Genomic DNA, 21,576 nt, shown 5'->3' on the forward strand with positions numbered 1-21,576 from the left:
CTCTTATTCAAGTGGGCTTTTATCTGTTTTATCATAGGAAGTACCTCCTTAACTATCAGTTTAGCACATAAAAAAAGAAACCCAAATACAGAATTGTATTTGAATTTCTTAACTTAATGACATTGGCAAATCTGCTTCCTTTTCTTTTGTTAGAGGGGACTCATAGGAATCCTTTTTTATTTTAAAAGATAAACAAAAAGCCCTATACAAGGGCTTAGTGTATTTAGGAGACTACACTTCGAATTCATAGAGTGCTGTAGATAGGTAACGTTCTCCGTTATCTGGTGCAAGCGCAAGGACTTTTTTACCTGCTCCAAGTTTTTTAGCGACTTCAATTGCTGCATAGATAGCTGCTGCAGAAGAAATACCGACTAAGAATCCTTCTTTTCCACCGATTTCACGGCCAAGTGCAAGAGCATTATCTGATGTTACACGAACGACACCATCGTAAGCTTTTGTATCAAGTGTATCTGGAATGAATCCAGCAGAGATACCTTGAATTTTGTGAGGACCTGGCTTTTCACCAGACAAGATAGCTGACTCGTCTGCCTCAACAGCAAAAACTTGAATGTTTAAGTTAGCAGTTTTAAGAGCATGAGAAACACCAGAAATAGTTCCTCCAGTACCAACACCAGCAACAAAGGCGTCTAAACCATCAGCTCCGAAATCAGCTAGAATTTCAGCTCCTGTTGTTCTTTCGTGAACCTCTGGGTTAGCTTGGTTATTAAACTGTAATGGTAGGAAACCATCACGCTCAGCAGCAATTTCCTGCGCTTTTGCAATCGCACCTTTCATTCCTTCGCTACCAGGAGTGAGGACTAGTTCAGCTCCATAAGCTTGGATAATTTTACGACGTTCCACGCTCATTGTTTCAGGCATAACGATAACAACTTTATAGCCTTTAGCAGCACCAACCCATGAAAGTCCGATACCAGTATTTCCACTTGTTGCTTCCACAATGGTAGAACCTGGTTTCAATTTACCTTCTTGTTCTGCTTTTTCAATCATGCTTAGGGCGATACGGTCCTTAACTGACGATCCTGGGTTAAAAGCTTCAAGTTTTACATAAACATCTGCTGCACCTTCTGGTACAATGTTATTCAATTTAACAATCGGTGTTCTACCGATGAGTTCTGTGATATTGTTATAAATTGCCATATTAGCACCTCTTTATATAAGATGCTACTAGTATAACGCTAACTTTAACTTTTGTAAAATATAGAAATCCTATCGGAGTGATAGGATTTTTTTATATCAGTGATTCAAACCATTAATATTCAAACGATTATGATAAGCTAAGTCAAATAGATAGGTGTAAAGAGGTACAATATCAGTTTTCTTTGGAAATTCAAATTTGTGAGAATTAAAATGCTCATTGTGAGATTTTAAAAAGGCATTTTCTAAATAAGTAATCGTAATCTCACTATCATCAATACCAAGTCCAGCAGTTTCCATTTCAACATTGACAATGTTCATGAGGAAAATTGATTTGATAGACATCTTCCGTCCGGTTGCCCTTGTTTATCTGTAAAGATGATTCGGATATTTGTAAAGATAATTGAGTCACGAATGAGTTTATATCCGCTTTGAATTTCTTCATTTTCTAATAAATATTGTCCAAACTCCTTGGTAAGAGCTTCTTTACTTTGCTCACTGAAGTTTCCAGCGAGTCCATGAATTAATCTTCCAAAAGCCATATGATATTTCCTTTCTTTACGATAGGTTTACAGGTACTTCAACGTCCCGTAAACCTTTATCAGTTAGAGTAACTTTTCCATTGAAAAATTCAATGAGATCAGCCTTGATATCGTCTTTCCTTTCTTTGTCAACGAAAATCATTGTGTCAACTTTATCTGTAAAGTTTGTCTCTAATTCTATAAGATTATGCTCTTTAAGAAAATTACCGTATTCTTGATATTGGGCATAGGTCATATGAATTTGGATCCCTGCCTGTTCTTTAATTTCAATAATACCAATTTCCTTAACTGCTAGGGCAACACTACCAGCATAAGCGCGAATCAAACCACCAGCTCCTAGTTTGATACCACCAAAATAGCGAGTAACTACCACACAGACATTAGTAAGGTTGTGATTCTCCAGAACTCCTAGCATAGGAAGGCCAGCAGTCCCACTAGGTTCTCCGTCATCACTGGTTCGCTTGATTTCACTACGCTCACCGACAATAAAAGCAGAGCAGTTGTGGGTAGCCTTATAGTGTTCTTTTTTGATAGCCGTTATAAAGTCACGAGCCTCTTCCTCACTATAGACACGTTTGGCATGACAGATAAAGCGTGATTTTTTGATTTCTTCTTGGACTTGTCCGTCCTCTTTTATAGTTCTGTATTCCATATTTTTATTGTACTAAAAAATAGCGTAAAGTTCTACATTTTACGAATAAAGAAATATGAAAGTAAATCCAAATTACCTCGGTCGCCTTTTTACCGAGCAAGAATTAAGTCATGAGGAGAGACAACAAGCAAAACAAATTCCATCCATGAAAAAAGAAAAGGGTCAACAATATTGTCAGCGTTGTGGTAATCAGATAGAAGAAGAATGGCATTTGCCTATTGGTGCTTTTTATTGTCGAGAATGCTTGATTATGAAGCGAATAAGAAGTGATCAAAATCTCTATTACTTTCCGCAAGAATGTTTTCCAAAACAAGATGTACTCAAATGGTCAGGTCAACTGACTCCATTTCAAGAGCGGGTATCACAAGGACTCCTTCAGACGGTAGATAAGAGGGAGGCTACCTTGGTACATGCAGTGACAGGAGCTGGTAAGACTGAGATGATCTATCAAGTTGTTGCTAAGGTGATTGATCAAGGTGGAGCTGTTTGTTTGGCCAGTCCACGAATTGATGTTTGCCTAGAGCTCCATAAACGATTACAAAATGATTTTGCATGTGATATTGCGCTACTACATGGGGAGTCGGATCCCTATTTTCGTACACCTTTAGTTGTAGCAACCACTCACCAACTATTAAAATTTTATCAAGCTTTTGATTTATTGATTGTGGATGAAGTGGACGCCTTTCCTTATGTTGATAACCCAGTACTTTACCATGCTGTCAATAATTGTGTAAAGGAGACCGGATTGAGAATATTTTTAACAGCAACGTCAACTGATGAGTTAGATAGAAAAGTTAAACAAGGGGAGTTAAAGCGTCTTAGTTTACCTCGTCGTTTTCATGGAAATCCTCTCATTGTTCCCAAGCCAATCTGGTTATCGCATTTTAATAGATATTTAGAAAAAAATGACTTACCTCCAAAATTAAAACTTTACATTGAGAAACAGAGAAAGACGGCCTATCCCTTACTAATCTTTGCCTCTGAGATTAAAAAGGGAGAAAAGCTAAAAGAAATTTTGCAGGCGAAGTTTCCGAATGAGAAAATAGGATTTGTATCTTCAATCACAGAAGACCGATTAGAGCAGGTACAGGCCTTTCGAGATGGAGAGTTGACGATATTAATAAGCACAACTATATTAGAGCGTGGAGTTACCTTCCCTCGTGTAGATGTTTTTGTGGTGGAAGCCAATCATCAACTCTTTACCAAGTCAAGTTTAGTACAAATTGGTGGACGAGTTGGAAGAAGCATGGATCGTCCTACTGGAGAACTTATATTTTTCCATGACGGACCCAATCTGTCCATTAAGAAAGCCATAAAGGAGATTAAACAAATGAATCAGGAGGCAGGAGTATGAAGTGTTTATTGTGTGGTAAAAACTTGCAAAAAGAGATAACCTTTACTAACCTGCTCTGTTTTAAAAAGGAGGAGGAACTAGTCTGTGAATCCTGTATTTCGTCTTTCGAGAGCATTGGTGGTGATCATTGTCCGAGTTGTTTTAAAAAAGGTTTGTCAACTATTTGTCAAGATTGTCAATTTTGGTGTAAAAGAGGTGTAAAGGTTGATCATAGAGCTCTTTATTCCTATAATCAGGCTATGAAAGAGTATTTTAGTCGCTATAAATTTGATGGTGATTATCTTCTTAGAAAGGTATTTTCTGAGATATTGCAAAAAGAGTTAAAGAAGTATAAGAACTATCAGATTGTGATTGTTCCTCTGAGTGACCAGCGTTTAAAAAGCAGAGGCTTTAATCAAGTTGAAGGTTTGATAAAGGATACTGGGTTAGCATATCTTGATATTTTGGTTAAAAAAGAAGTGGAGGCTAGTTCTTCAAAAAATCGATCTGATCGTTTACTTACAGAGTTTCCATTTTTATTGAAAGATGGAGTGAAGCCCCCAGAAAATATCTTACTCTTTGATGATATTTATACAACTGGAACTACCTTGAATCGTCTTAAAAGTATGCTTTTAGAGGCTGGTTGTCAGAATATTAAAACTTTTTCCCTCGCAAGATGAGGAAAAAGTTTGCAAAAATTTTATGAAAGCGTTATAATATAATTAGAAAAACAAATATGTTTAGAAAGAAGGTACTTATATGATTAAATATAGTATCCGTGGTGAAAACCTAGAAGTAACAGAAGCAATTCGTGATTATGTAGTTTCTAAACTCGAAAAGATCGAAAAATACTTCCAAGCAGACCAAGAATTGGATGCGCGTGTTAACTTGAAAGTTTACCGTGAAAAGACTGCTAAAGTAGAAGTAACCATTCCGCTTGGATCTATTACTCTTCGTGCAGAAGATATTTCTCAAGATATGTACGGTTCTATTGATTTGGTGACAGATAAGATTGAGCGTCAGATTCGTAAAAACAAAACTAAAATTGAACGTAAGAACAGAAATAAAGTATCTACAAGTCAACTCTTTACAGATGCTTTAGTTGAGGACTTAGATGTAGCACAACCAAAAGTTGTTCGTTCAAAACAGATTGATTTGAAACCAATGGATTTGGAAGAAGCTATCTTACAGATGGATTTATTGGGGCATGACTTCTTTATCTATGTAGATGTTGAAGATGAAACAACAAATGTTATTTATCGTCGTGAAGATGGAGACATTGGTCTTCTAGAAGTTAAATAATCAAAAAAATTAGTTTGTAAAAGTGGTTTACACTAGTGTAAACCACTTTTTAGTTTGGACATTACTCTTGATTGACTTTAGGGATACCTCTTTAAAAGTCGCATTTTGGCTACATTTATGGTATAATAATGCGCAAGAGGTTTGTAATGAAAAAAAATGAAATAAATCCCTTTTTTATGTATCTGATTGCTATGGTAACCTTTACGATTATGACCCTTTTGATTGTGTTAGTAAAGGATAATCTTATCACTATAGCAAGTCTATTTTTATTTATCGTATTCTATGTTCTGCTATTTAATTTCCAGAAAAAATATTACAAAAAAACGGATATCGAGCAAATCCAGTATGTCAATCATCAGGCTACGGATAGTTTGAGTGCCCTCCTAGAGCAAATGCCTGTCGGGGTTGTTAAATTAAACATGAACAGCAGTGAGATTGAATGGTTCAATCCCTATGCGGAATTAATTTTAACAACTGAGGATGGAGAAATTGATTTTCCTCAATTTCAAAAGATTTTGAAGAGTTCGATTTCTACTCCAGGGGCTTATGCCATTGTTGGGGAGAAACGTTATGCAGTGCATTTGGATAGAAATTCGGGTGTCTTATACTTTTTTGATGTTTCTGGTGAGTATGAGGCGACTGCTGAATTGGTAACAAGTCGTCCTGTAATTGGAATTATCTCAGTTGATAACTATGATGATTTGGAAAATGAAACATCTGAATCAGACATTAGTCATATTAATAGCTTTGTTGCAAATTTTGTTTCAGAATTTGCTGGGAAACATGCCATGTTTTCTCGTAGAGTGAGTATGGATCGGTTTTATCTATTTACTGACTACACTGTACTTGATCACTTGATGCAGGATAAGTTTTCTGTAATTGATACCTTTCGTGAGGAAGCTAAGCAACGGAATTTACCACTAACGATGAGTATAGGAGTTTCCTATGGTGATGGGAATCATGACCAGATTGGGAAGGTTGCTCTCCTCAATCTCAACTTAGCCGAAGTTCGTGGTGGTGACCAAGTAGTTGTAAAAGAGAATGATGAAACCAAAAATCCAATCTACTTTGGAGGCGGTTCAGCAGCATCTGTTAAACGAACTCGGACACGAACTCGTGCTATGATGACAGCTATCTCAGATAAACTTAAAAGTGTCGATCGAGTTTTTGTTGTTGGTCACAAGAATCTTGACATGGATGCTCTTGGTTCAGCAGTTGGAATGCAGTTGTTTTCGAGTAATGTACTAGAAGATAGTTATGTGGTTTATGATCCTACACAGCTGTCTCCAGATATCGCTCGAGCGGTCAATTATTTGGAAGATGAGGGTGTTTCAAAACTTCTTCCTTTAAATCAAGCGATGACAATGGTTACCAAACGCTCCTTACTGGTGATGGTTGACCATTCTAAGACAGCTTTAACCTTATCCAAAGAGTTTTATGACTTGTTTACCCAGACGATTGTCATTGACCATCATCGTCGTGACCAAGATTTTCCAGATAATTCGGTCATTACCTATATCGAGAGTGGAGCTAGTAGTGCTAGTGAACTAGTAACAGAATTGATTCAATTTCAAAACTCTAAGAAGAAACGTTTGAGTCGTATTCAGGCTAGTGTTCTTATGGGAGGGATGATGCTGGATACTAAAAATTTCACCTCTCGGGTAACTAGTCGAACTTTTGATGTTGCAAGTTATCTCAGAACGAGAGGGAGTGATAGCATTGTCATTCAGGAAATTTCGGCCACTGATTTTGAAGAATATCGATTGGTAAATGAACTCATTTTGCAGGGACAAATGGTGCAGCCATCAATCCTGGTTGCTCAAGCTTTGGAAGATAAAGAGTACGATACGGTTGTTATTAGTAAGGCTGCTGATGCTATGCTTGCCATGTCTGGTATAGAGGCCAGCTTTGTAGTTGCTAAGAATAGTCAAGGAGCAATCTCCATTTCTGCGCGAAGCAGAAGTAAGATCAATGTCCAGCGAATTATGGAAGAGTTAGGTGGCGGTGGTCACTTTAACTTAGCTGCGGCACGTTTGACAGATATGAGCCTGCAAGAAGCAGGAGATAAACTGAAAACAGTTATTTTTAATGAAACAAAAGAAAAGGAGTCAGAAGAATGAAAGTAATCTTTTTAGCAGATGTTAAAGGTAAAGGGAAAAAAGGTGAAATTAAAGAAGTACCAACTGGATATGCACAAAACTTTTTAATTAAGAAAAACCTTGCTAAGGAAGCTACAGCTCAAGCCATTGGTGAGTTGCGTGGTAAGCAAAAATCAGAAGAAAAAGCACATGCAGAGATGCTTGCAGAAGCGAAGGAAATTAAAGAAAAACTGGAAGCAGAAGAAACAATCGTTGAGTTTGTCGAAAAAGTTGGTCCAGACGGACGAACTTTTGGGTCAATTACTAACAAGAAGATTGCAGAAGAATTGCAAAAACAATTTGGTATTAAAATTGATAAACGCCACATTCAAGTTCAATCACCAATCCGAGCAGTTGGTTTGATTGATGTTCCGGTTAAGATTTATCAAGATGTAACAAGTGTAATCAATCTTCGTGTCAAGGAAGCTTAATTTACGATTGGTTGACAATATTGTAAAAGGAAGGAAAGTCTGATGGCAGAAGTTGAAGAACTGCGTGTTCAGCCTCAAGATATCTTAGCAGAACAATCTGTTTTAGGAGCTATTTTTATTGATGAGACTAAACTCGTTTTTGTCCGAGAATATATCGATTCACAGGACTTCTTTAAGTATGCTCACCGTTTGATTTTTCAGGCTATGGTTGATTTATCTGATCGTGGAGATGCTATTGATGCAACCACAGTTCGGACGATACTAGATAGCCAGGGTGATTTACAAACTATTGGAGGCTTGTCTTATCTGGTTGAGATTGTCAATTCGGTGCCAACCTCTGCCAATGCGGAATACTATGCTAAAATTGTAGCAGAAAAGGCTATGCTTCGACGTCTAATTGCTAAGTTGACAGAGTCTGTAAACCTAGCCTATGAAGCTTCTCAACCTGCGGACGAAATTATCGCTCGTGCAGAAAAAGGTTTGATTGACGTTAGTGAGAATGCCAATCGAAATGGCTTTAAAAATATTCGCGATGTATTGAATATCAACTTTGGGAATTTAGAAGCTCGTTCGCAACAGACTTCAGATATCACGGGTATTGCGACAGGTTATCGAGATTTAGATCACATGACGACAGGTCTGCATGAGGAAGAATTGATTATTTTGGCAGCTCGTCCTGCGGTTGGTAAGACAGCCTTTGCTTTGAATATTGCGCAAAATATCGGAACCAAATTAGACAAGACAGTTGCTATTTTCTCTCTGGAAATGGGTGCTGAAAGTTTGGTCGATCGTATGCTGGCTGCGGAAGGCTTGGTAGAGTCGCATTCTATCCGTACAGGTCAATTGACCGAGGAAGAATGGCGCAAGTATACGATTGCTCAGGGTAATCTGGCTAATGCAAGTATCTACATTGATGATACACCAGGGATTCGGATCACAGAAATTCGCTCTCGTTCCCGTAAACTGGCTCAAGAAACAGGTAATCTAGGCTTGATTTTGATTGACTATCTTCAACTTATCACAGGGACTGGTCGAGAAAATCGTCAACAAGAAGTATCTGAGATTTCCCGTCAGTTGAAAATCCTAGCAAAAGAACTCAAAGTTCCAGTTATAGCTCTTAGTCAGCTTTCTCGTGGTGTAGAGCAACGTCAAGATAAGAGACCAGTTTTGTCTGATATTCGTGAATCTGGATCTATTGAGCAGGATGCTGATATCGTAGCCTTTCTCTATCGTGATGACTATTATGAGCGCGGTGGTGAAGAGGAGGAAGGAATTCCAAATAATAAAGTAGAAGTGATTATCGAGAAAAACCGTAGCGGTGCTCGCGGAACGGTAGAATTGATTTTCCAAAAAGAATATAATAAATTTTCAAGTATTTCGAAGATGGAGGAACCAAGATGACAGACGCATTTACAGATGTGGCTAAAATGAAAAAAATTAAAGAAGAGATTAAGGCGCATGAGGGACAAGTGGTGGAAATGACCTTAGAAAATGGCCGTAAACGCCAAAAGAATCGTTTGGGAAAACTAATTGAGGTTTATCCATCGCTCTTCATCGTTGAGTTTGGAAATGTTGAAGGAGACAAACAGGCTAATGTCTATGTTGAATCTTTCACCTATTCAGATATTTTAACAGAAAAGAACTTAATTCATTATTTAGATTAAGGCTAATCATGAAAGTGAGAAGATTTCTCACTTTTTTTATTTTCTTTCGAATGATATAGATGAGGTCAACCTCAAAAATCTAATTATTTGAAGGAGAATGAATGACATTTACTAAAGCAGGACATAAAAAGGAAACTTTTCTCAGAAAGACAGCTGTAGGATCAGCTTCACTATTACTAGCAGGAGCTTTTTTGTTTGGTGGAGGAACTGTTCATGCCAACCAGGCAAACAATGGATCACAGGCACGTGGAGATGATTATCCCTATTATTATAAAAATGGAAGTCAAAAAATTGATAAGTGGCGCATGTACTCAGGACAGTGTACCTCTTTTGCTGCTTTTCGTTTAAGTAGTGTCAATGGTTTTGAGCTACCAGCTGCTTATGGGAATGCCAATCAATGGGGTTATCGAGCCCAAAAAGAAGGATATCGTGTGGACCAGCAACCAGCAATTGGTGCGATTGCTTGGAGTACAAGAGGGCAATATGGTCACGTAGCTTGGGTATCTAACGTGATTGGAGACATGATTGAAATCGAGGAGTACAATTACGATTATACAGAAACGTATCATCGTAGAATTGTAAAGGCGAGTTCTATGACTGGTTTCATTCACTTTAAAGATGTTGGGAATGCTAGAGTTGGGAATTATCAATCGACACTAGCTTCTAGTGGAACTCATTACTTTACAGAAAAAGCAGCTATTATGGATCAGCCATCATTGACATCTACTGTTATTGATTACTACGAAGCTGGAATGAGTGTTCATTATGATCAAACCTTTGAAAAAGAAGGCTATAAATGGATTAGTTATATTTCACGAAGTGGAAACAGACGCTATATCCCCTTAACTAAAACAAGTAGTTCTAAAAATGGTTGGGAAAAAGAGGGAACAGCTTGGTACTACTATGACAATGGTCAAAAAGCAGTCGGTTGGAAGAAGATTAATGGGAACTGGTATCATTTGCAAGTTGATGGTAGAATGACGACAGGTTGGTTAAAAGAAGGTTCGAATTGGTATTATCTGAAGTCATCTGGTGAAATGCAGACAGGTTGGCTGAAAGATAAGGGCGTTTGGTATTATCTGGAAAGTTCTGGAGCTATGAAAACCAGTCAGTGGTTCCAGGTTTCAGGAAAACATTATTATGTAAATGCATCTGGAGAATTGGCAGTAAATACGACTATCGATGGATTTCAAGTTGATGCTGATGGAGTTCGAGTAGAAAAACCAGCCTCATAAGTGTTATTCAGCATTTGGGCTCTTCCTAATGGTATTTTTCCCTGCTTTCCTTTATAATGGGTGTATGGACAAGAAAAAATTATTATTGATTGACGGTTCTTCAGTTGCTTTTCGGGCATTCTTTGCCCTTTATCAGCAACTAGATCGTTTTAAAAATGACAATGGACTACATACCAATGCAATCTATGGTTTTCATTTGATGCTAAATCACCTGTTGGAGCGTGTTCAACCGAGTCATATCTTGGTTGCTTTTGATGCGGGTAAAACGACTTTCCGTACAGAGATGTATGCTGATTATAAGGGTGGTCGTGCTAAGACTCCAGATGAGTTTCGCGAGCAATTCCCTTTTATTCGTGAGTTGCTAGATCATCTTGGGATTCGTCATTATGAGTTAGACCAGTATGAGGCGGATGATATCATTGGTACCTTGGGTCGTTTGGCTGAAAAGGATTCATTTGATGTAACTATCGTCAGTGGAGACAAGGACTTGATCCAGTTGACAGATGAACATACAGTGGTTGAGATTTCTAAGAAAGGTGTAGCTGAGTTTGAGGCATTTACACCAGAATATCTCATGGAAAAGATGGGCCTCACACCAACTCAGTTCATTGATCTTAAAGCCCTCATGGGAGATAAGTCAGATAATATCCCTGGTGTAACTAAGATTGGTGAAAAGACGGGTATCAAGCTCTTGTTAGAACATGGCTCGCTCGAAGGTATTTATGAAAATATCGATGGGATGAAGGCTTCTAAGATGAAGGAAAATCTCATCAATGATAAGGAGCAAGCCTTTCTGTCTAAAACACTGGCAACGATTGATACGAAAGCACCGATTGAGATTGGACTGGATGATTTGGTTTATAGCGGTCCAGATGTGGAAAATCTTGGGAAATTCTATGATGAGATGGGCTTTAAACAACTCAAGCAAGCCTTGAATGCTTCTCAGACTAACCAAGCTGAGACTTTGAATTTCACTATGGTGGATAAAGTGAGTCAAGATATGCTGAGTGAAGACTCCATCTTCCACTTTGAACTCTTTGGAGAAAACTACCATACAGATGACTTGATTGGCTTTGCCTGGTCTTGCGGAGACAAACTCTACGCCACAGACAATCTTGAACTTTTGCAAGACCCGATTTTCAAGGACTTTTTAGAAAAAACAGCTCTGAAAGTGTATGATTTTAAGAAAGCAAAAGTTCTCTTAAATCGCTTTGGCTTGAATTTGCAGGCTCCTGCTTTTGACAGTCGTTTGGCCAAATACCTTCTCTCTACTGTCGAGAATAATGAAATTTCAACTATTTCTAGTCTCTATGGTCAAACTTACCTAGTCGATGATGAAACCTTCTACGGTAAGGGTGTCAAGAAAGCTATCCCTGAGCGAGAGAAATTCTTGGAACACTTAGCTCGTAAGGTTGCTGTATTGGTTGAGACAGAGCCTGTCTTACTTGAAAAATTAAGCGAAAACGGACAACTTGACCTTCTTTATGATATGGAGCAACCTCTAGCCTTTGTCCTTGCTAAGATGGAAATCGCTGGAATTAAAGTTAAAAAAGAGACCCTACTTGAAATGCAAGCTGAAAATGAGCTTGTCATTGAAAAGCTGACGCAAGAGATTTATGACCTAGCAGGTGAGGAATTTAATATCAATTCACCTAAACAGTTGGGTGTCCTTCTTTTTGAAAAACTAGGTCTCCCTCTCAAATATACCAAGAAAACCAAGACGGGCTACTCGACAGCCGTGGATGTATTGGAGCGTCTAGCTCCTATTGCACCAATCGTCAAGAAAATTCTCGATTACCGTCAGATTGCTAAGATTCAATCCACTTATGTGATTGGTTTGCAGGACTGGATTTTAGCTGATGGCAAGATTCACACGCGCTATGTGCAAGATTTGACTCAGACAGGTCGTCTGTCTAGTGTCGATCCAAACTTGCAAAATATCCCTGTTCGTTTGGAACAAGGGCGCCTCATTCGTAAGGCTTTCGTGCCAGAATGGGAGGACAGTGTCCTTCTCAGCTCGGACTACTCACAGATTGAGTTGCGAGTTTTGGCGCATATCTCTATGGATGAGCACTTAATTAAGGCCTTCCAAGAAGGGGCAGATATCCATACCTCGACAGCCATGCGTGTCTTTGGAATTGAACGTCCTGAGGATGTGACTCCAAACGACCGTCGCAATGCCAAGGCTGTCAACTTTGGAGTGGTCTACGGAATTTCAGACTTTGGTTTATCGAATAATCTGGGCATCAGTCGTAAAGAGGCTAAGGCTTACATTGATACCTACTTTGAACGCTTCCCAGGAATCAAAAACTACATGGATGAAGTGGTGCGTGAAGCGCGTGATAAGGGTTATGTAGAGACTCTCTTCAAACGTCGTCGTGAGTTGCCAGATATCAATTCGCGCAACTTTAACATTCGTGGTTTTGCGGAACGTACAGCCATCAACTCACCTATCCAAGGATCGGCTGCAGATATTCTCAAAATCGCTATGATTCAGCTAGATAAAGCCTTGGTCGAGGGTGGTTATAAAACCAAGATGCTGTTACAAGTACACGATGAAATCGTTCTTGAAGTGCCTAAGTCAGAATTAGCTGCCATCAAAAAACTTGTCAAACAAACCATGGAAGATGCCATTCAACTCAGTGTGCCCCTCATTGCTGATGAAAATGAAGGCGTAACTTGGTATGAAGCCAAGTAAAAAATAGACTATTAAACAAAAAGAAATCCCCTTGAACAGTAACGTTTAAGGGGATTTTTGCTGAGAAAATTTTGCAAGAAAAGATAAAAGCGATTTTATCCAGCTAGTAGTAGACTTACTTGATTTGTTTCTTTTGTTCTTTTTTGGCAAGTACTGGTAGAATCACACCTAATCCAATCAGAATAATTGGGGTTAAGATGTTTGTAAGAAGAGAGAATTGCCAAGCAGTTGGATTCTCAGCGTAGTTAATTTTTGGAACCATACCAAGGATACAAGCAAAGGCAGTGAAGAGGAAACACCAAGTACCGATAACAAAACCAAGTTTAGGATTATTCACAAACTTGTATTCGGCATTTTTGTATGTTTTCCAAGCACGATTGAGCATCATATAGGCAAGGAATACCCAGAGGTAACGCATTGGCATTACGATCGAATTGAGGTTGGTCATCCATTTTACAAGTCCGTCAATTTCCTGAATACCAAAAATTGGAAGGATGATGATAAGGCTAACGAGGACACCTGTAAGAAGGTAGCCGTTAATGAGGACACCTTTTTCAGTACGTTTGCGAAGCCAGCTTGGGATGTAGTTTTCATCAGCGTTATTGAGAAGGATTTGTAATGGTGCGTCAATGGAGAAGGCAAGTGCTGCGATTTGTCCGACCATGTTTGTAAGAGCATAGATTACGACAAAGAGGTTTCCAACGCCCCAAGAATTTCCTAGCATTTGGAAGGCTTGATAAGCACCATTACGCATGAGATCTTCAGGGATGTTATTGCCATCAAATAGCATTCCCATTGCAACTGATCCGAGGATAGCAGAGAGACCAACCATGATGGCCATGACAATCATACCTTTTGGAAATTCTTTTGCAGGGTTGCGAGTTTGATTCACATAAGGGGAAATTTTTTCACAACCCCCAACTGCAAAGACTAGTAGTGAGATTGTTGTAAAATAAGAAAAATCAAAGTTTGGAATATAGGTGCTTAGTTGATCCATGTGTGGTGTCGCAAACTGAATATCTGGCTTGATGAAAGGCAGACCGACAGCCAAAAGCACAAAGAGTAAAGACATAATCAACATAGCACTTCCTGCCAAGCTACCAATGACTTTTAGAGTTGCCAATCCCTTTGTAGAAAGGTAGAGGAAAAGTCCAAAGATTAGCAAGCAGAGAATAACGATCCAGTGGATGTCGATTTGTTTAAGGAATTGTCCGTTACCTTGCAAGGCCCAACCAAGCGGAATTAGAATTCCTTGAGGTTTTTGTGCGAGATAAGGGATATGCACAACCCAGTAGGTCCAAGCAGCAAAGTAGGCGAGACGTTTGGTTGATGTTTTTTCAACCCAGTCACTAACACCGCTTCCGCTCTCCTTGAAGGTAGAACCTAGTTGTCCAACGATGAGAGAATAAGGGATAAAGTAGAGTGCGAGGATTAAAACCCAAGATACGACGACTGAAATTCCCTGTTGAGAATAGTTGTTGACGACGTTTCCTAGCCCCCAAACCATGTTGAAGGCAATCAGAGAAACCATCAGCCAATTAAGTTGGTGTTGATCTTTTTTCATAATGTCTCCTTTTCTATTAATTCAGTATATCATGTTTTTTTGAAAGCGCCTAACAAAATCCGAAATTTCCTATAAAAAATGTAGGGGGAATTTATCAGCTGGAGTTTGTAATTGAGTAAAAGTTATACACAATCTGTGGATAACTTTGTGAAATAAACAATTGTTTTCTAAATGTTAGTTTAGAAAAAAGAGATAGAATGTGTGAGTTGAGTACTAAGCTAGTCGGTTATAAAAACTGATAGAACAGGATATTGAGGGTGTTTTACTTTAGAATGTCAAAAAAATGGTTGAGAGAAATCGTTTGGAAGTACATGAAATTGATTTGAAAGTTGATTGAAAGTTATACACAATCTGTGGATAACTTTGTGGAGGATTTGGTATAAATCAGAAAATCCCCTTGTACAAGACAAAGGGATTTGAACTATTAGTGATTTGGTAACCAGCTGAGTGTAAAGTTGAGATTTTGGGCGTTTAGCAAATCCTGGTGACCAATACTCTGAACTTCTTTTCCGTCAAGATGACAGTCTTGTACAAAGTGGAAGTGTTCATGATTTTGCTGAGTACGAACATCCAACCACTGGTTTTTTTCTGTCAGATAGACACGAAGGTGATCAAAGAGCGGAATTCCAAGATCATAGCTTGCTTTTCCTGGGCAGGTTGGGTAAAGTCCGATAGCAGCCCAGACATACCAAGCAGAGAGGCTTCCGTTATCCTCATCACCTGGATAGGCATCCCAGCTAGCTCGGAAGGCTTTTTGACGGAGGGTCTTGATTAAGAGACTGGTATATTGGGGATAATTACTGTAGCGGAACAGATAAGGGATGTGGAAACTTGGTTGGTTTGAAATGGCTAGTTGCCCAAATGGCGCTGTTGCCATTTCACTCATCTCATGAATTTCATATCCATAACCCGTCGTTTCAAAGAGTGGGAGACTTTGACAAGCTTTCAAAAGATAGTTGCTAAAGGCTTCTTTCCCACCCATTAGCTGGCTCAGTCCAGAAATATTATGCAAGACACCGAGACTGGCTTGGATGGCTGAACACTCAGCATAATCACGGCCCCAACTATAAGGAGAAAAGTCAGGACGGAAGTTGCCATCTACATCACGCGCCCTCATGTATCCTGTCTCAGAGTCAAAGAGGTTTTGATAATTCTTAGCATATTGGGAATAGGTTTGGGCTAGCTCTTCTTGACCTAATTTTGCTGCGCAAGTAGAGATGCAAAAATCACTGTAGGCATAGTCTAGCGTGTGGCTGACACTTTCATGATAGTCTGTGGATAGGTAGCCTAGCTCTTGGTATTGGGCCAGACCGTGTCGTCCATTGATAGCTTTTGGATCTGCCTTGGTCGCAGTTTCAAGCATAGCTTTGAGAAATTCTTCTTCAAGATCAGGCGCCATATCTTTACAAGCACTATCTGCAATAAGACCATCGATCAAAGTACCAGGCATCATGCCTCGTTCGTCAGGCGCCAGCCATTTAGGGAGATACCCAGTATCTCGATAGCTATTAAGGAAGCCCTCAAGAAATTGGCGATAGTATTCCGGAATAATCAAGGCAAAGAGTGGGAAAGAAGTGCGGAAGGTATCCCAAAAACCATTGTTGGTAAAGAGAAGACCTGGTTTAATTGTTCCTGAAGCAAGGTCTATATGAATCTCTTCTCCCTGTTCACTCACTTCATAAAAGGTTTGCGGGAAGAGAAAGAGTCTATAAAGGCAGTGATCAAAAAATGTTCGATCTACAGGGCCGGTTTCCACGATATCAAAACGACCTAGAAGGTTTTCCCAACTTTCTTTGGCCTCTGTTTTCGTTTCTTCAAAGTCTTTCCTAGGCAGATTAAAGAGGGCCTGTTCTTTAGAAATAAAAGAAGTAGCTAGTTGAACTAGAGCTTCTGCTCCAGCCAAGTCGATACGCCAGTCTTGCCCCACTTGATTGATAGATAGAATATCCGTAGAGAATGCGAGAGCAGTAAACATGACGAGGGGACTTTTGTTGGTTTCGGTTAATCCGCTTTGACCAAGGCTGACAGTACGCTCATCTACTTGCTCTAATGATAAATCATCAGCTGCATGCAGATAGAGTGAGAGCTCCTTGCCTTGTATCTGTCTTAGTTGAATAGAAGCCCCATAGCAAGTAGGATTTAGCTGCGTTTCAATCTGATAACGCTCAGAAAAAATCTTTAGAAAATGAGGATTAAAAATAGCACGTTCAAGATTATAAGAAGATTGACGATGAAAGAGAGTATCGCCGCTGATTTCTCCTGTAATTGGTGTCAGCAAGAGCCAGGAGTAGTCACCAATCCAGGGACTAGGCTGATGGGTTAGTCGAATACCCTGAAAGATAGGAAGATGGGGATCAAAGAACCAAGATCCTTCCTGGTCACTAGTCTGGGGTACAAAGTAATTCATCCCAAAAGGAACTCCTGTGTAAGGTAGGGTGTTTCCTCGTGAAAAAGCATGTTTACTTGCTGTTCCAAAGCGGGTATCGATAGTTTCAAGTATAGGTTTCATAGCAGTTCCTTCAGTAGTTTTCTACATTATATCAGAAAAAGGAGACTTTTAGAAAGCGACTTCAAAATATAACAATTTTGTAGAATAATGACTAACATTTGTGTATATATTTTCTGGACTAAAAGCTATATACTGAAAATGAAAATCTGTTTGAAAGAGGCAAAATAGTTTATGGTATATTCAAAAGAAATTGTCAGAGAGTGGCTAGATGAGGTGGCAGAGCGTGCTAAAGATCATCCTGAATGGGTAGATGTCTTTGAACGTTGCTATACAGACACTTTAGACAATACAGTTGAAATCTTAGAAGACGGATCGACCTTTGTACTGACTGGAGATATCCCAGCTATGTGGCTCCGTGATTCAACTGCTCAGCTTAGACCATACCTTCATGTGGCAAAAAGAGACCCTCGTTTGCGCCAGACCATTGCTGGCTTGGTTAAACGCCAGATGACTTTGATTCTCAAGGATCCCTATGCCAACTCTTTCAATATTGAGGAGAACTGGAAGGGTCATCACGAGACAGACCATACAGACCTCAATGGCTGGATTTGGGAACGTAAGTATGAAGTAGACTCACTTTGCTATCCCTTGCAGTTGGCTTATCTTCTGTGGAAAGAAACAGGTGAGACTAGCCAATTTGATGAAACCTTTGTCACAGCGACTAAGGAAATTCTTCATCTCTGGACCGTTGAGCAAGACCACAAGAACTCTCCTTATCGCTTTGTTCGTGATACTGACCGTAAGGAAGACACTTTGGTAAATGACGGCTTTGGTCCTGACTTTGCCGTGACAGGGATGACCTGGTCAGCCTTCCGTCCAAGCGATGACTGCTGTCAGTATAGCTATTTGATTCCTTCAAATATGTTTGCAGTGGTTGTTTTGGGTTATGTCCAAGAAATCTTTGCAGAGTTGAATCTAGCCGATAGCGAGAGTATCATTGCAGATGCAAAACGCCTGCAAGCTGAGATTCAAGAAGGAATCGAAAATTACGCCTACACTACTAACAGCAAGGGTGAAAAGATTTATGCCTTTGAGGTAGATGGTTTAGGAAATGCTAGTATCATGGACGATCCTAACGTGCCAAGTTTACTAGCTGCTCCGTATCTGGGCTATTGTGATGTCAATGACGAAGTGTATCAAGCTACTCGTCGCACCATTCTTAGTCCTGAAAATCCTTACTTCTACCAAGGGGAATACGCAAGCGGGCTTGGAAGTTCTCATACCTTCTATCGTTATATCTGGCCGATTGCCCTATCAATCCAAGGATTGACAGCTACAGATAAAGCTGAGAAAAAATACTTGCTAGACCAACTAGTTGCCTGCGATGGCGGAACAGGTGTGATGCACGAAAGCTTCCACGTAGATGATCCGACCCTCTACTCACGCGAATGGTTCTCATGGGCCAACATGATGTTCTGCGAATTGGTCTTGGATTACCTAGATATTCGCTAATACTCTTCGAAAATCAAATTCAAACCACGTCAGCTTCGCCTTGCCGTACTCAAGTACAGCCTGCGGCTAGCTTCCTAGTTTGCTCTTTGATTTTCATTGAGTATAAGGAACTCGCCTTCGCTTCACTGATTCTTGTAAAGAATCACAAATCTATTTTTAAATTTAAGTTAGAATGAGGTTTTACTTCATGGAAAATGTTGTTGTACATATTATCTCTCACAGCCACTGGGATCGTGAGTGGTATCTACCGTTTGAAAGTCACCGTATGCAATTGGTGGAACTTTTTGACAATCTTTTTGATCTTTTTGAAAATGACCCTGAATTCAAGAGCTTCCACTTGGATGGACAAACCATTGTCCTCGATGACTATTTAGAAATTCGTCCTGAAAACCGTGACAAGGTGCAGCGTTATATTGACGAAGGCAAGCTCAAGATTGGTCCTTTCTATATCTTGCAGGATGATTACTTGATCTCCAGTGAAGCCAATGTCCGCAATACCTTGATTGGTCAGGCTGAATGCGCTAAATGGGGCAAATCTACTCAGATTGGTTACTTCCCTGATACCTTTGGAAATATGGGGCAAGCACCTCAAATCCTTCAAAAATCAGGTATCCACGTAGCAGCCTTTGGTCGCGGTGTTAAACCAATCGGATTTGACAACCAAGTCCTCGAAGATGAGCAGTTTACCTCTCAATTTTCTGAAATGTACTGGCAGGGTGCGGATGGTAGCCGTGTACTCGGTATTCTCTTTGCCAATTGGTACAGTAACGGGAACGAAATTCCAGTGGATAAAGACGAGGCTTTGACTTTCTGGAAGCAAAAATTAGCAGACGTTCGTGACTATGCTTCTACTAACCAATGGTTGATGATGAACGGATGTGACCACCAACCAGTTCAACGAAATTTGAGTGAAGCTATTCGTGTGGCCAACGAACTTTTCCCTGACGTGACCTTTGTTCACAGCTCCTTTGATGAATACGTTCAAGCTGTCGAAAGTGCACTTCCTGAACACCTATCAACAGTTACAGGTGAGTTGACTAGCCAGGAAACGGATGGTTGGTACACCCTTGCCAATACCTCTTCTTCACGTGTTTATCTCAAACAAGCCTTCCAAGAAAACAGCAATTTGCTGGAGCAAGTAGTGGAACCTTTGACCATCATCACTGGTGGATACAACCACAAGGATCAATTAACTTATGCTTGGAAAGTGCTTTTGCAAAATGCACCACATGATAGTATCTGTGGATGTAGTATTGACGAAGTTCACCGTGAAATGGAAACTCGCTTTGCCAAGGTCAACCAAGTTGGAAACTTCGTCAAAACAAATCTTCTCAATGAGTGGAAACACAAAATAGCAACTCAGGAAGCACAAAGTGAGCATCTTTTCACTGTTATCAATACAGCTTTGCATGATAAAGTGGATACCGTCAGCACGATTGTCGATGTAGCGGTCTGTCCATTTAAGGAATTGCACCCGACAGAGGGCTTCAAGAAAATGGCAGCTGTGACCTTGCCAGAGTATCACGTTGAAGATTTGGATGGTCATGTCATTGAAGCCAAGATTGAAGACTTGGGAGCAAGTTTTGGCTATACTTTGCCTAAGGATAAATTCCGTCAGCCTTATATCGCTCGTCAAGTGCGTGTGACAATTCCAATTCACCTTGCACCACTTTCTTGGGCAAGTTTCCAATTGGTGGAAGGGGTAGCAGAACACAGCGACGGCATCTTCCAAAATGGAGTCATTGATACACCATTCGTGACTCTTAGTGTAGACGAAGGAATCACAGTCTACGACAAGACTACAAATGAAGCTTACGAAGACTTTATCCAATTCGAGGATCGCGGAGATATCGGTAACGAGTACATCTACTTCCAACCAAAAGGAACTGAGCCAATTTTTGCTCAACTGAAAGGCTATGAAGTTCTGGAAAACAATGCTCGCTATGCTAAGGTCTTGCTCAAACATGACTTGACCATTCCAGTTAGCGCAGATGAAAAATTGGATGCTGAACAAAGAGGCATTATTGAGTTCATGAAACGAGATGCAGGACGTTCAGAAGAATTGACAACTATTCCTCTTGAAACTGAGATGACTGTCTTTGTGGACAATCCACAGATTCGCTTCAAGACGCGCTTTACAAATACAGCCAAAGACCACCGCATTCGCCTCTTGGTAAAAACTCATAATACTTGTCCAAGCAATGATTCTGAAAGCATTTATGAAGTTGTGACAAGACCAAATAAACCAGCAGCTTCTTGGGAAAATCCTGAAAATCCACAACACCAACAAGCCTTTGTTAGCTTGTATGATGATGTAAAAGGGGTGACAGTAGCCAATAAAGGATTGCACGAATACGAAATCCTTGAGGACGATACCATGGCTGTAACCCTTCTCCGTGCTTCAGGTGAGCTAGGTGACTGGGGCTACTTCCCAACACCAGAAGCCCAGTGCTTGCGTGATATTGAAGTTGAGTTTGCAGTAGAATTCCATCAAGCAGGCGAACGTTTCTCAGCCTTCCGTCGTGCCAAAGCCTTCCAGGTGCCATTTACAGCCCTTCAAGTTGCAAAACAAGAAGGTAGCGTTGCTGCAACAGGTAGTCTCTTCAACCATGCAGCCCTCAACTTGCCACAAGTCTGCCCAACAGCCTTTAAAGTTGCTGAAAATGAAGAAGGATACGTCCTTCGTTACTACAATATGAGTCAAGAAAATGTTCGCGTGTCTGAAAAACAACAAACTATTCTTGATTTGCTAGAACGCCCATATCCAGTTCATTCAGGACTATTGGCACCACAGGAAATTCGTACAGAATTGATTAAAAAAGAAGAAATTTAATTTCAAAAAGAAAACATAAACAGAAAGGAGGAGCGAAAAAGTAAGAACCAACTGCTGATTCGCTCCTT

15 protein-coding genes and 1 pseudogene are annotated in these 21,576 nt (G+C 39.9%); 11 read left to right on the forward strand and 5 right to left on the reverse strand.

The genetic code is table 11. The annotated features are described in order from the left end of the window. Positions 1–231: 231 nt before the first annotated feature. The 3 genes and pseudogenes from cysK to PCY08_RS06960 form a co-directional block, all read right to left on the reverse strand. Entirely contained in the window at positions 232–1,158 is a 927-nt protein-coding gene (gene cysK / locus PCY08_RS06950; protein ID WP_301559896.1) for a cysteine synthase A, read from the reverse strand. Between the two features lie 96 nt (positions 1,159–1,254). After that, positions 1,255–1,697, reverse strand: a pseudogene (locus PCY08_RS06955) (PH domain-containing protein). A 16-nt stretch (positions 1,698–1,713) separates the two neighbouring features. Then, positions 1,714–2,349, reverse strand: coding sequence for a YigZ family protein (locus PCY08_RS06960; protein WP_301559897.1), 636 nt, complete (start codon positions 2,347–2,349; stop codon positions 1,714–1,716). A 55-nt stretch (positions 2,350–2,404) separates the two neighbouring features. Between PCY08_RS06960 and PCY08_RS06965 the strand changes: the two genes are divergently transcribed. The 9 genes from PCY08_RS06965 (at position 2,405) to polA (ending at position 13,150) form a co-directional block, all read left to right on the forward strand. Continuing rightward, positions 2,405–3,703: a DEAD/DEAH box helicase gene (locus PCY08_RS06965; RefSeq protein WP_301559898.1), complete on the forward strand. Its 1,299-nt coding sequence runs from the start codon at positions 2,405–2,407 to the stop codon at positions 3,701–3,703. Further along, positions 3,700–4,362: a ComF family protein gene (locus PCY08_RS06970; protein WP_301559899.1), complete on the forward strand. Its 663-nt coding sequence runs from the start codon at positions 3,700–3,702 to the stop codon at positions 4,360–4,362. The genes PCY08_RS06965 and PCY08_RS06970 overlap by 4 nt, the downstream gene beginning before the upstream one ends. A 79-nt stretch (positions 4,363–4,441) precedes the next feature. Continuing rightward, positions 4,442–4,984: a ribosome-associated translation inhibitor RaiA gene (gene raiA / locus PCY08_RS06975; RefSeq protein WP_045762429.1), complete on the forward strand. Its 543-nt coding sequence runs from the start codon at positions 4,442–4,444 to the stop codon at positions 4,982–4,984. A 146-nt stretch (positions 4,985–5,130) separates the two neighbouring features. After that, entirely contained in the window at positions 5,131–7,104 is a 1,974-nt protein-coding gene (locus PCY08_RS06980) for a DHH family phosphoesterase (RefSeq protein ID WP_301559900.1), read from the forward strand. Further along, positions 7,101–7,553, forward strand: coding sequence for a 50S ribosomal protein L9 (gene rplI, locus PCY08_RS06985; protein WP_000864205.1), 453 nt, complete (start codon positions 7,101–7,103; stop codon positions 7,551–7,553). Before PCY08_RS06980 ends, rplI begins: the two co-directional genes overlap by 4 nt. 42 nt (positions 7,554–7,595) lie before the next feature. Further along, the gene (gene dnaB / locus PCY08_RS06990; RefSeq protein ID WP_000852500.1) at positions 7,596–8,954 is read left to right on the forward strand and encodes a replicative DNA helicase; all 1,359 of its coding nucleotides are present in this window, start codon (positions 7,596–7,598) and stop codon (positions 8,952–8,954) included. Beyond that, entirely contained in the window at positions 8,951–9,217 is a 267-nt protein-coding gene (locus PCY08_RS06995) for a Veg family protein (RefSeq protein WP_000128621.1), read from the forward strand. The genes dnaB and PCY08_RS06995 overlap by 4 nt, the downstream gene beginning before the upstream one ends. 101 nt (positions 9,218–9,318) lie before the next feature. Further along, positions 9,319–10,452 (forward strand): SH3 domain-containing protein, encoded by a 1,134-nt coding sequence (locus tag PCY08_RS07000; protein ID WP_301559901.1) that lies wholly within the window; start codon positions 9,319–9,321, stop codon positions 10,450–10,452. 64 nt (positions 10,453–10,516) lie between these two features. Beyond that, positions 10,517–13,150 carry a DNA polymerase I gene (gene polA, locus PCY08_RS07005; RefSeq protein ID WP_301559902.1) on the forward strand — a complete coding sequence of 878 codons (2,634 nt, stop codon included), beginning with the start codon at positions 10,517–10,519 and terminating at the stop codon, positions 13,148–13,150. A 115-nt stretch (positions 13,151–13,265) separates the two neighbouring features. Here the strand turns inward: polA and PCY08_RS07010 are convergent, their stop codons facing one another. Together PCY08_RS07010 and PCY08_RS07015 are read right to left on the reverse strand one after the other, a co-directional pair. Further along, complete coding sequence (locus tag PCY08_RS07010; RefSeq protein WP_301559903.1) at positions 13,266–14,714, reverse strand: APC family permease; 1,449 nt, start codon at positions 14,712–14,714, stop codon at positions 13,266–13,268. A 424-nt stretch (positions 14,715–15,138) separates the two neighbouring features. Then, on the reverse strand, positions 15,139–17,223 hold the full coding sequence (locus tag PCY08_RS07015) for a GH92 family glycosyl hydrolase (RefSeq protein WP_301559904.1): 2,085 nt from the start codon (positions 17,221–17,223) through the stop codon (positions 15,139–15,141). A 171-nt stretch (positions 17,224–17,394) separates the two neighbouring features. Between PCY08_RS07015 and PCY08_RS07020 the strand changes: the two genes are divergently transcribed. Together PCY08_RS07020 and PCY08_RS07025 are read left to right on the forward strand one after the other, a co-directional pair. Next, a complete protein-coding gene (locus PCY08_RS07020) occupies positions 17,395–18,675 on the forward strand; it encodes a glycoside hydrolase family 125 protein (RefSeq protein ID WP_301559905.1) in 1,281 nt (426 codons plus the stop codon). Between the two features lie 187 nt (positions 18,676–18,862). After that, positions 18,863–21,508: an alpha-mannosidase gene (locus tag PCY08_RS07025; protein WP_301559906.1), complete on the forward strand. Its 2,646-nt coding sequence runs from the start codon at positions 18,863–18,865 to the stop codon at positions 21,506–21,508. Positions 21,509–21,576: the final 68 nt, after the last annotated feature.

This window comes from Streptococcus sp. SO4 (genome assembly GCF_030440055.1).
Lineage (GTDB): Bacteria > Bacillota > Bacilli > Lactobacillales > Streptococcaceae > Streptococcus > Streptococcus nidrosiense.

Coding starts and splice junctions, on each gene's coding strand:
- PCY08_RS06960 (WP_301559897.1), bottom strand. CDS start 2,349: ATGGAATACAGAACTATAAAAGAGGACGGACAAGTCCAAGAAGAAATC.
- PCY08_RS06995 (WP_000128621.1), top strand. CDS start 8,951: ATGACAGACGCATTTACAGATGTGGCTAAAATGAAAAAAATTAAAGAA.
- raiA (WP_045762429.1), top strand. CDS start 4,442: ATGATTAAATATAGTATCCGTGGTGAAAACCTAGAAGTAACAGAAGCA.
- rplI (WP_000864205.1), top strand. CDS start 7,101: ATGAAAGTAATCTTTTTAGCAGATGTTAAAGGTAAAGGGAAAAAAGGT.
- dnaB (WP_000852500.1), top strand. CDS start 7,596: ATGGCAGAAGTTGAAGAACTGCGTGTTCAGCCTCAAGATATCTTAGCA.
- PCY08_RS07015 (WP_301559904.1), bottom strand. CDS start 17,223: ATGAAACCTATACTTGAAACTATCGATACCCGCTTTGGAACAGCAAGT.
- cysK (WP_301559896.1), bottom strand. CDS start 1,158: ATGGCAATTTATAACAATATCACAGAACTCATCGGTAGAACACCGATT.
- polA (WP_301559902.1), top strand. CDS start 10,517: ATGGACAAGAAAAAATTATTATTGATTGACGGTTCTTCAGTTGCTTTT.
- PCY08_RS06970 (WP_301559899.1), top strand. CDS start 3,700: ATGAAGTGTTTATTGTGTGGTAAAAACTTGCAAAAAGAGATAACCTTT.
- PCY08_RS07020 (WP_301559905.1), top strand. CDS start 17,395: ATGGTATATTCAAAAGAAATTGTCAGAGAGTGGCTAGATGAGGTGGCA.
- PCY08_RS06965 (WP_301559898.1), top strand. CDS start 2,405: ATGAAAGTAAATCCAAATTACCTCGGTCGCCTTTTTACCGAGCAAGAA.
- PCY08_RS07025 (WP_301559906.1), top strand. CDS start 18,863: ATGGAAAATGTTGTTGTACATATTATCTCTCACAGCCACTGGGATCGT.
- PCY08_RS07010 (WP_301559903.1), bottom strand. CDS start 14,714: ATGAAAAAAGATCAACACCAACTTAATTGGCTGATGGTTTCTCTGATT.
- PCY08_RS07000 (WP_301559901.1), top strand. CDS start 9,319: ATGACATTTACTAAAGCAGGACATAAAAAGGAAACTTTTCTCAGAAAG.
- PCY08_RS06980 (WP_301559900.1), top strand. CDS start 5,131: ATGAAAAAAAATGAAATAAATCCCTTTTTTATGTATCTGATTGCTATG.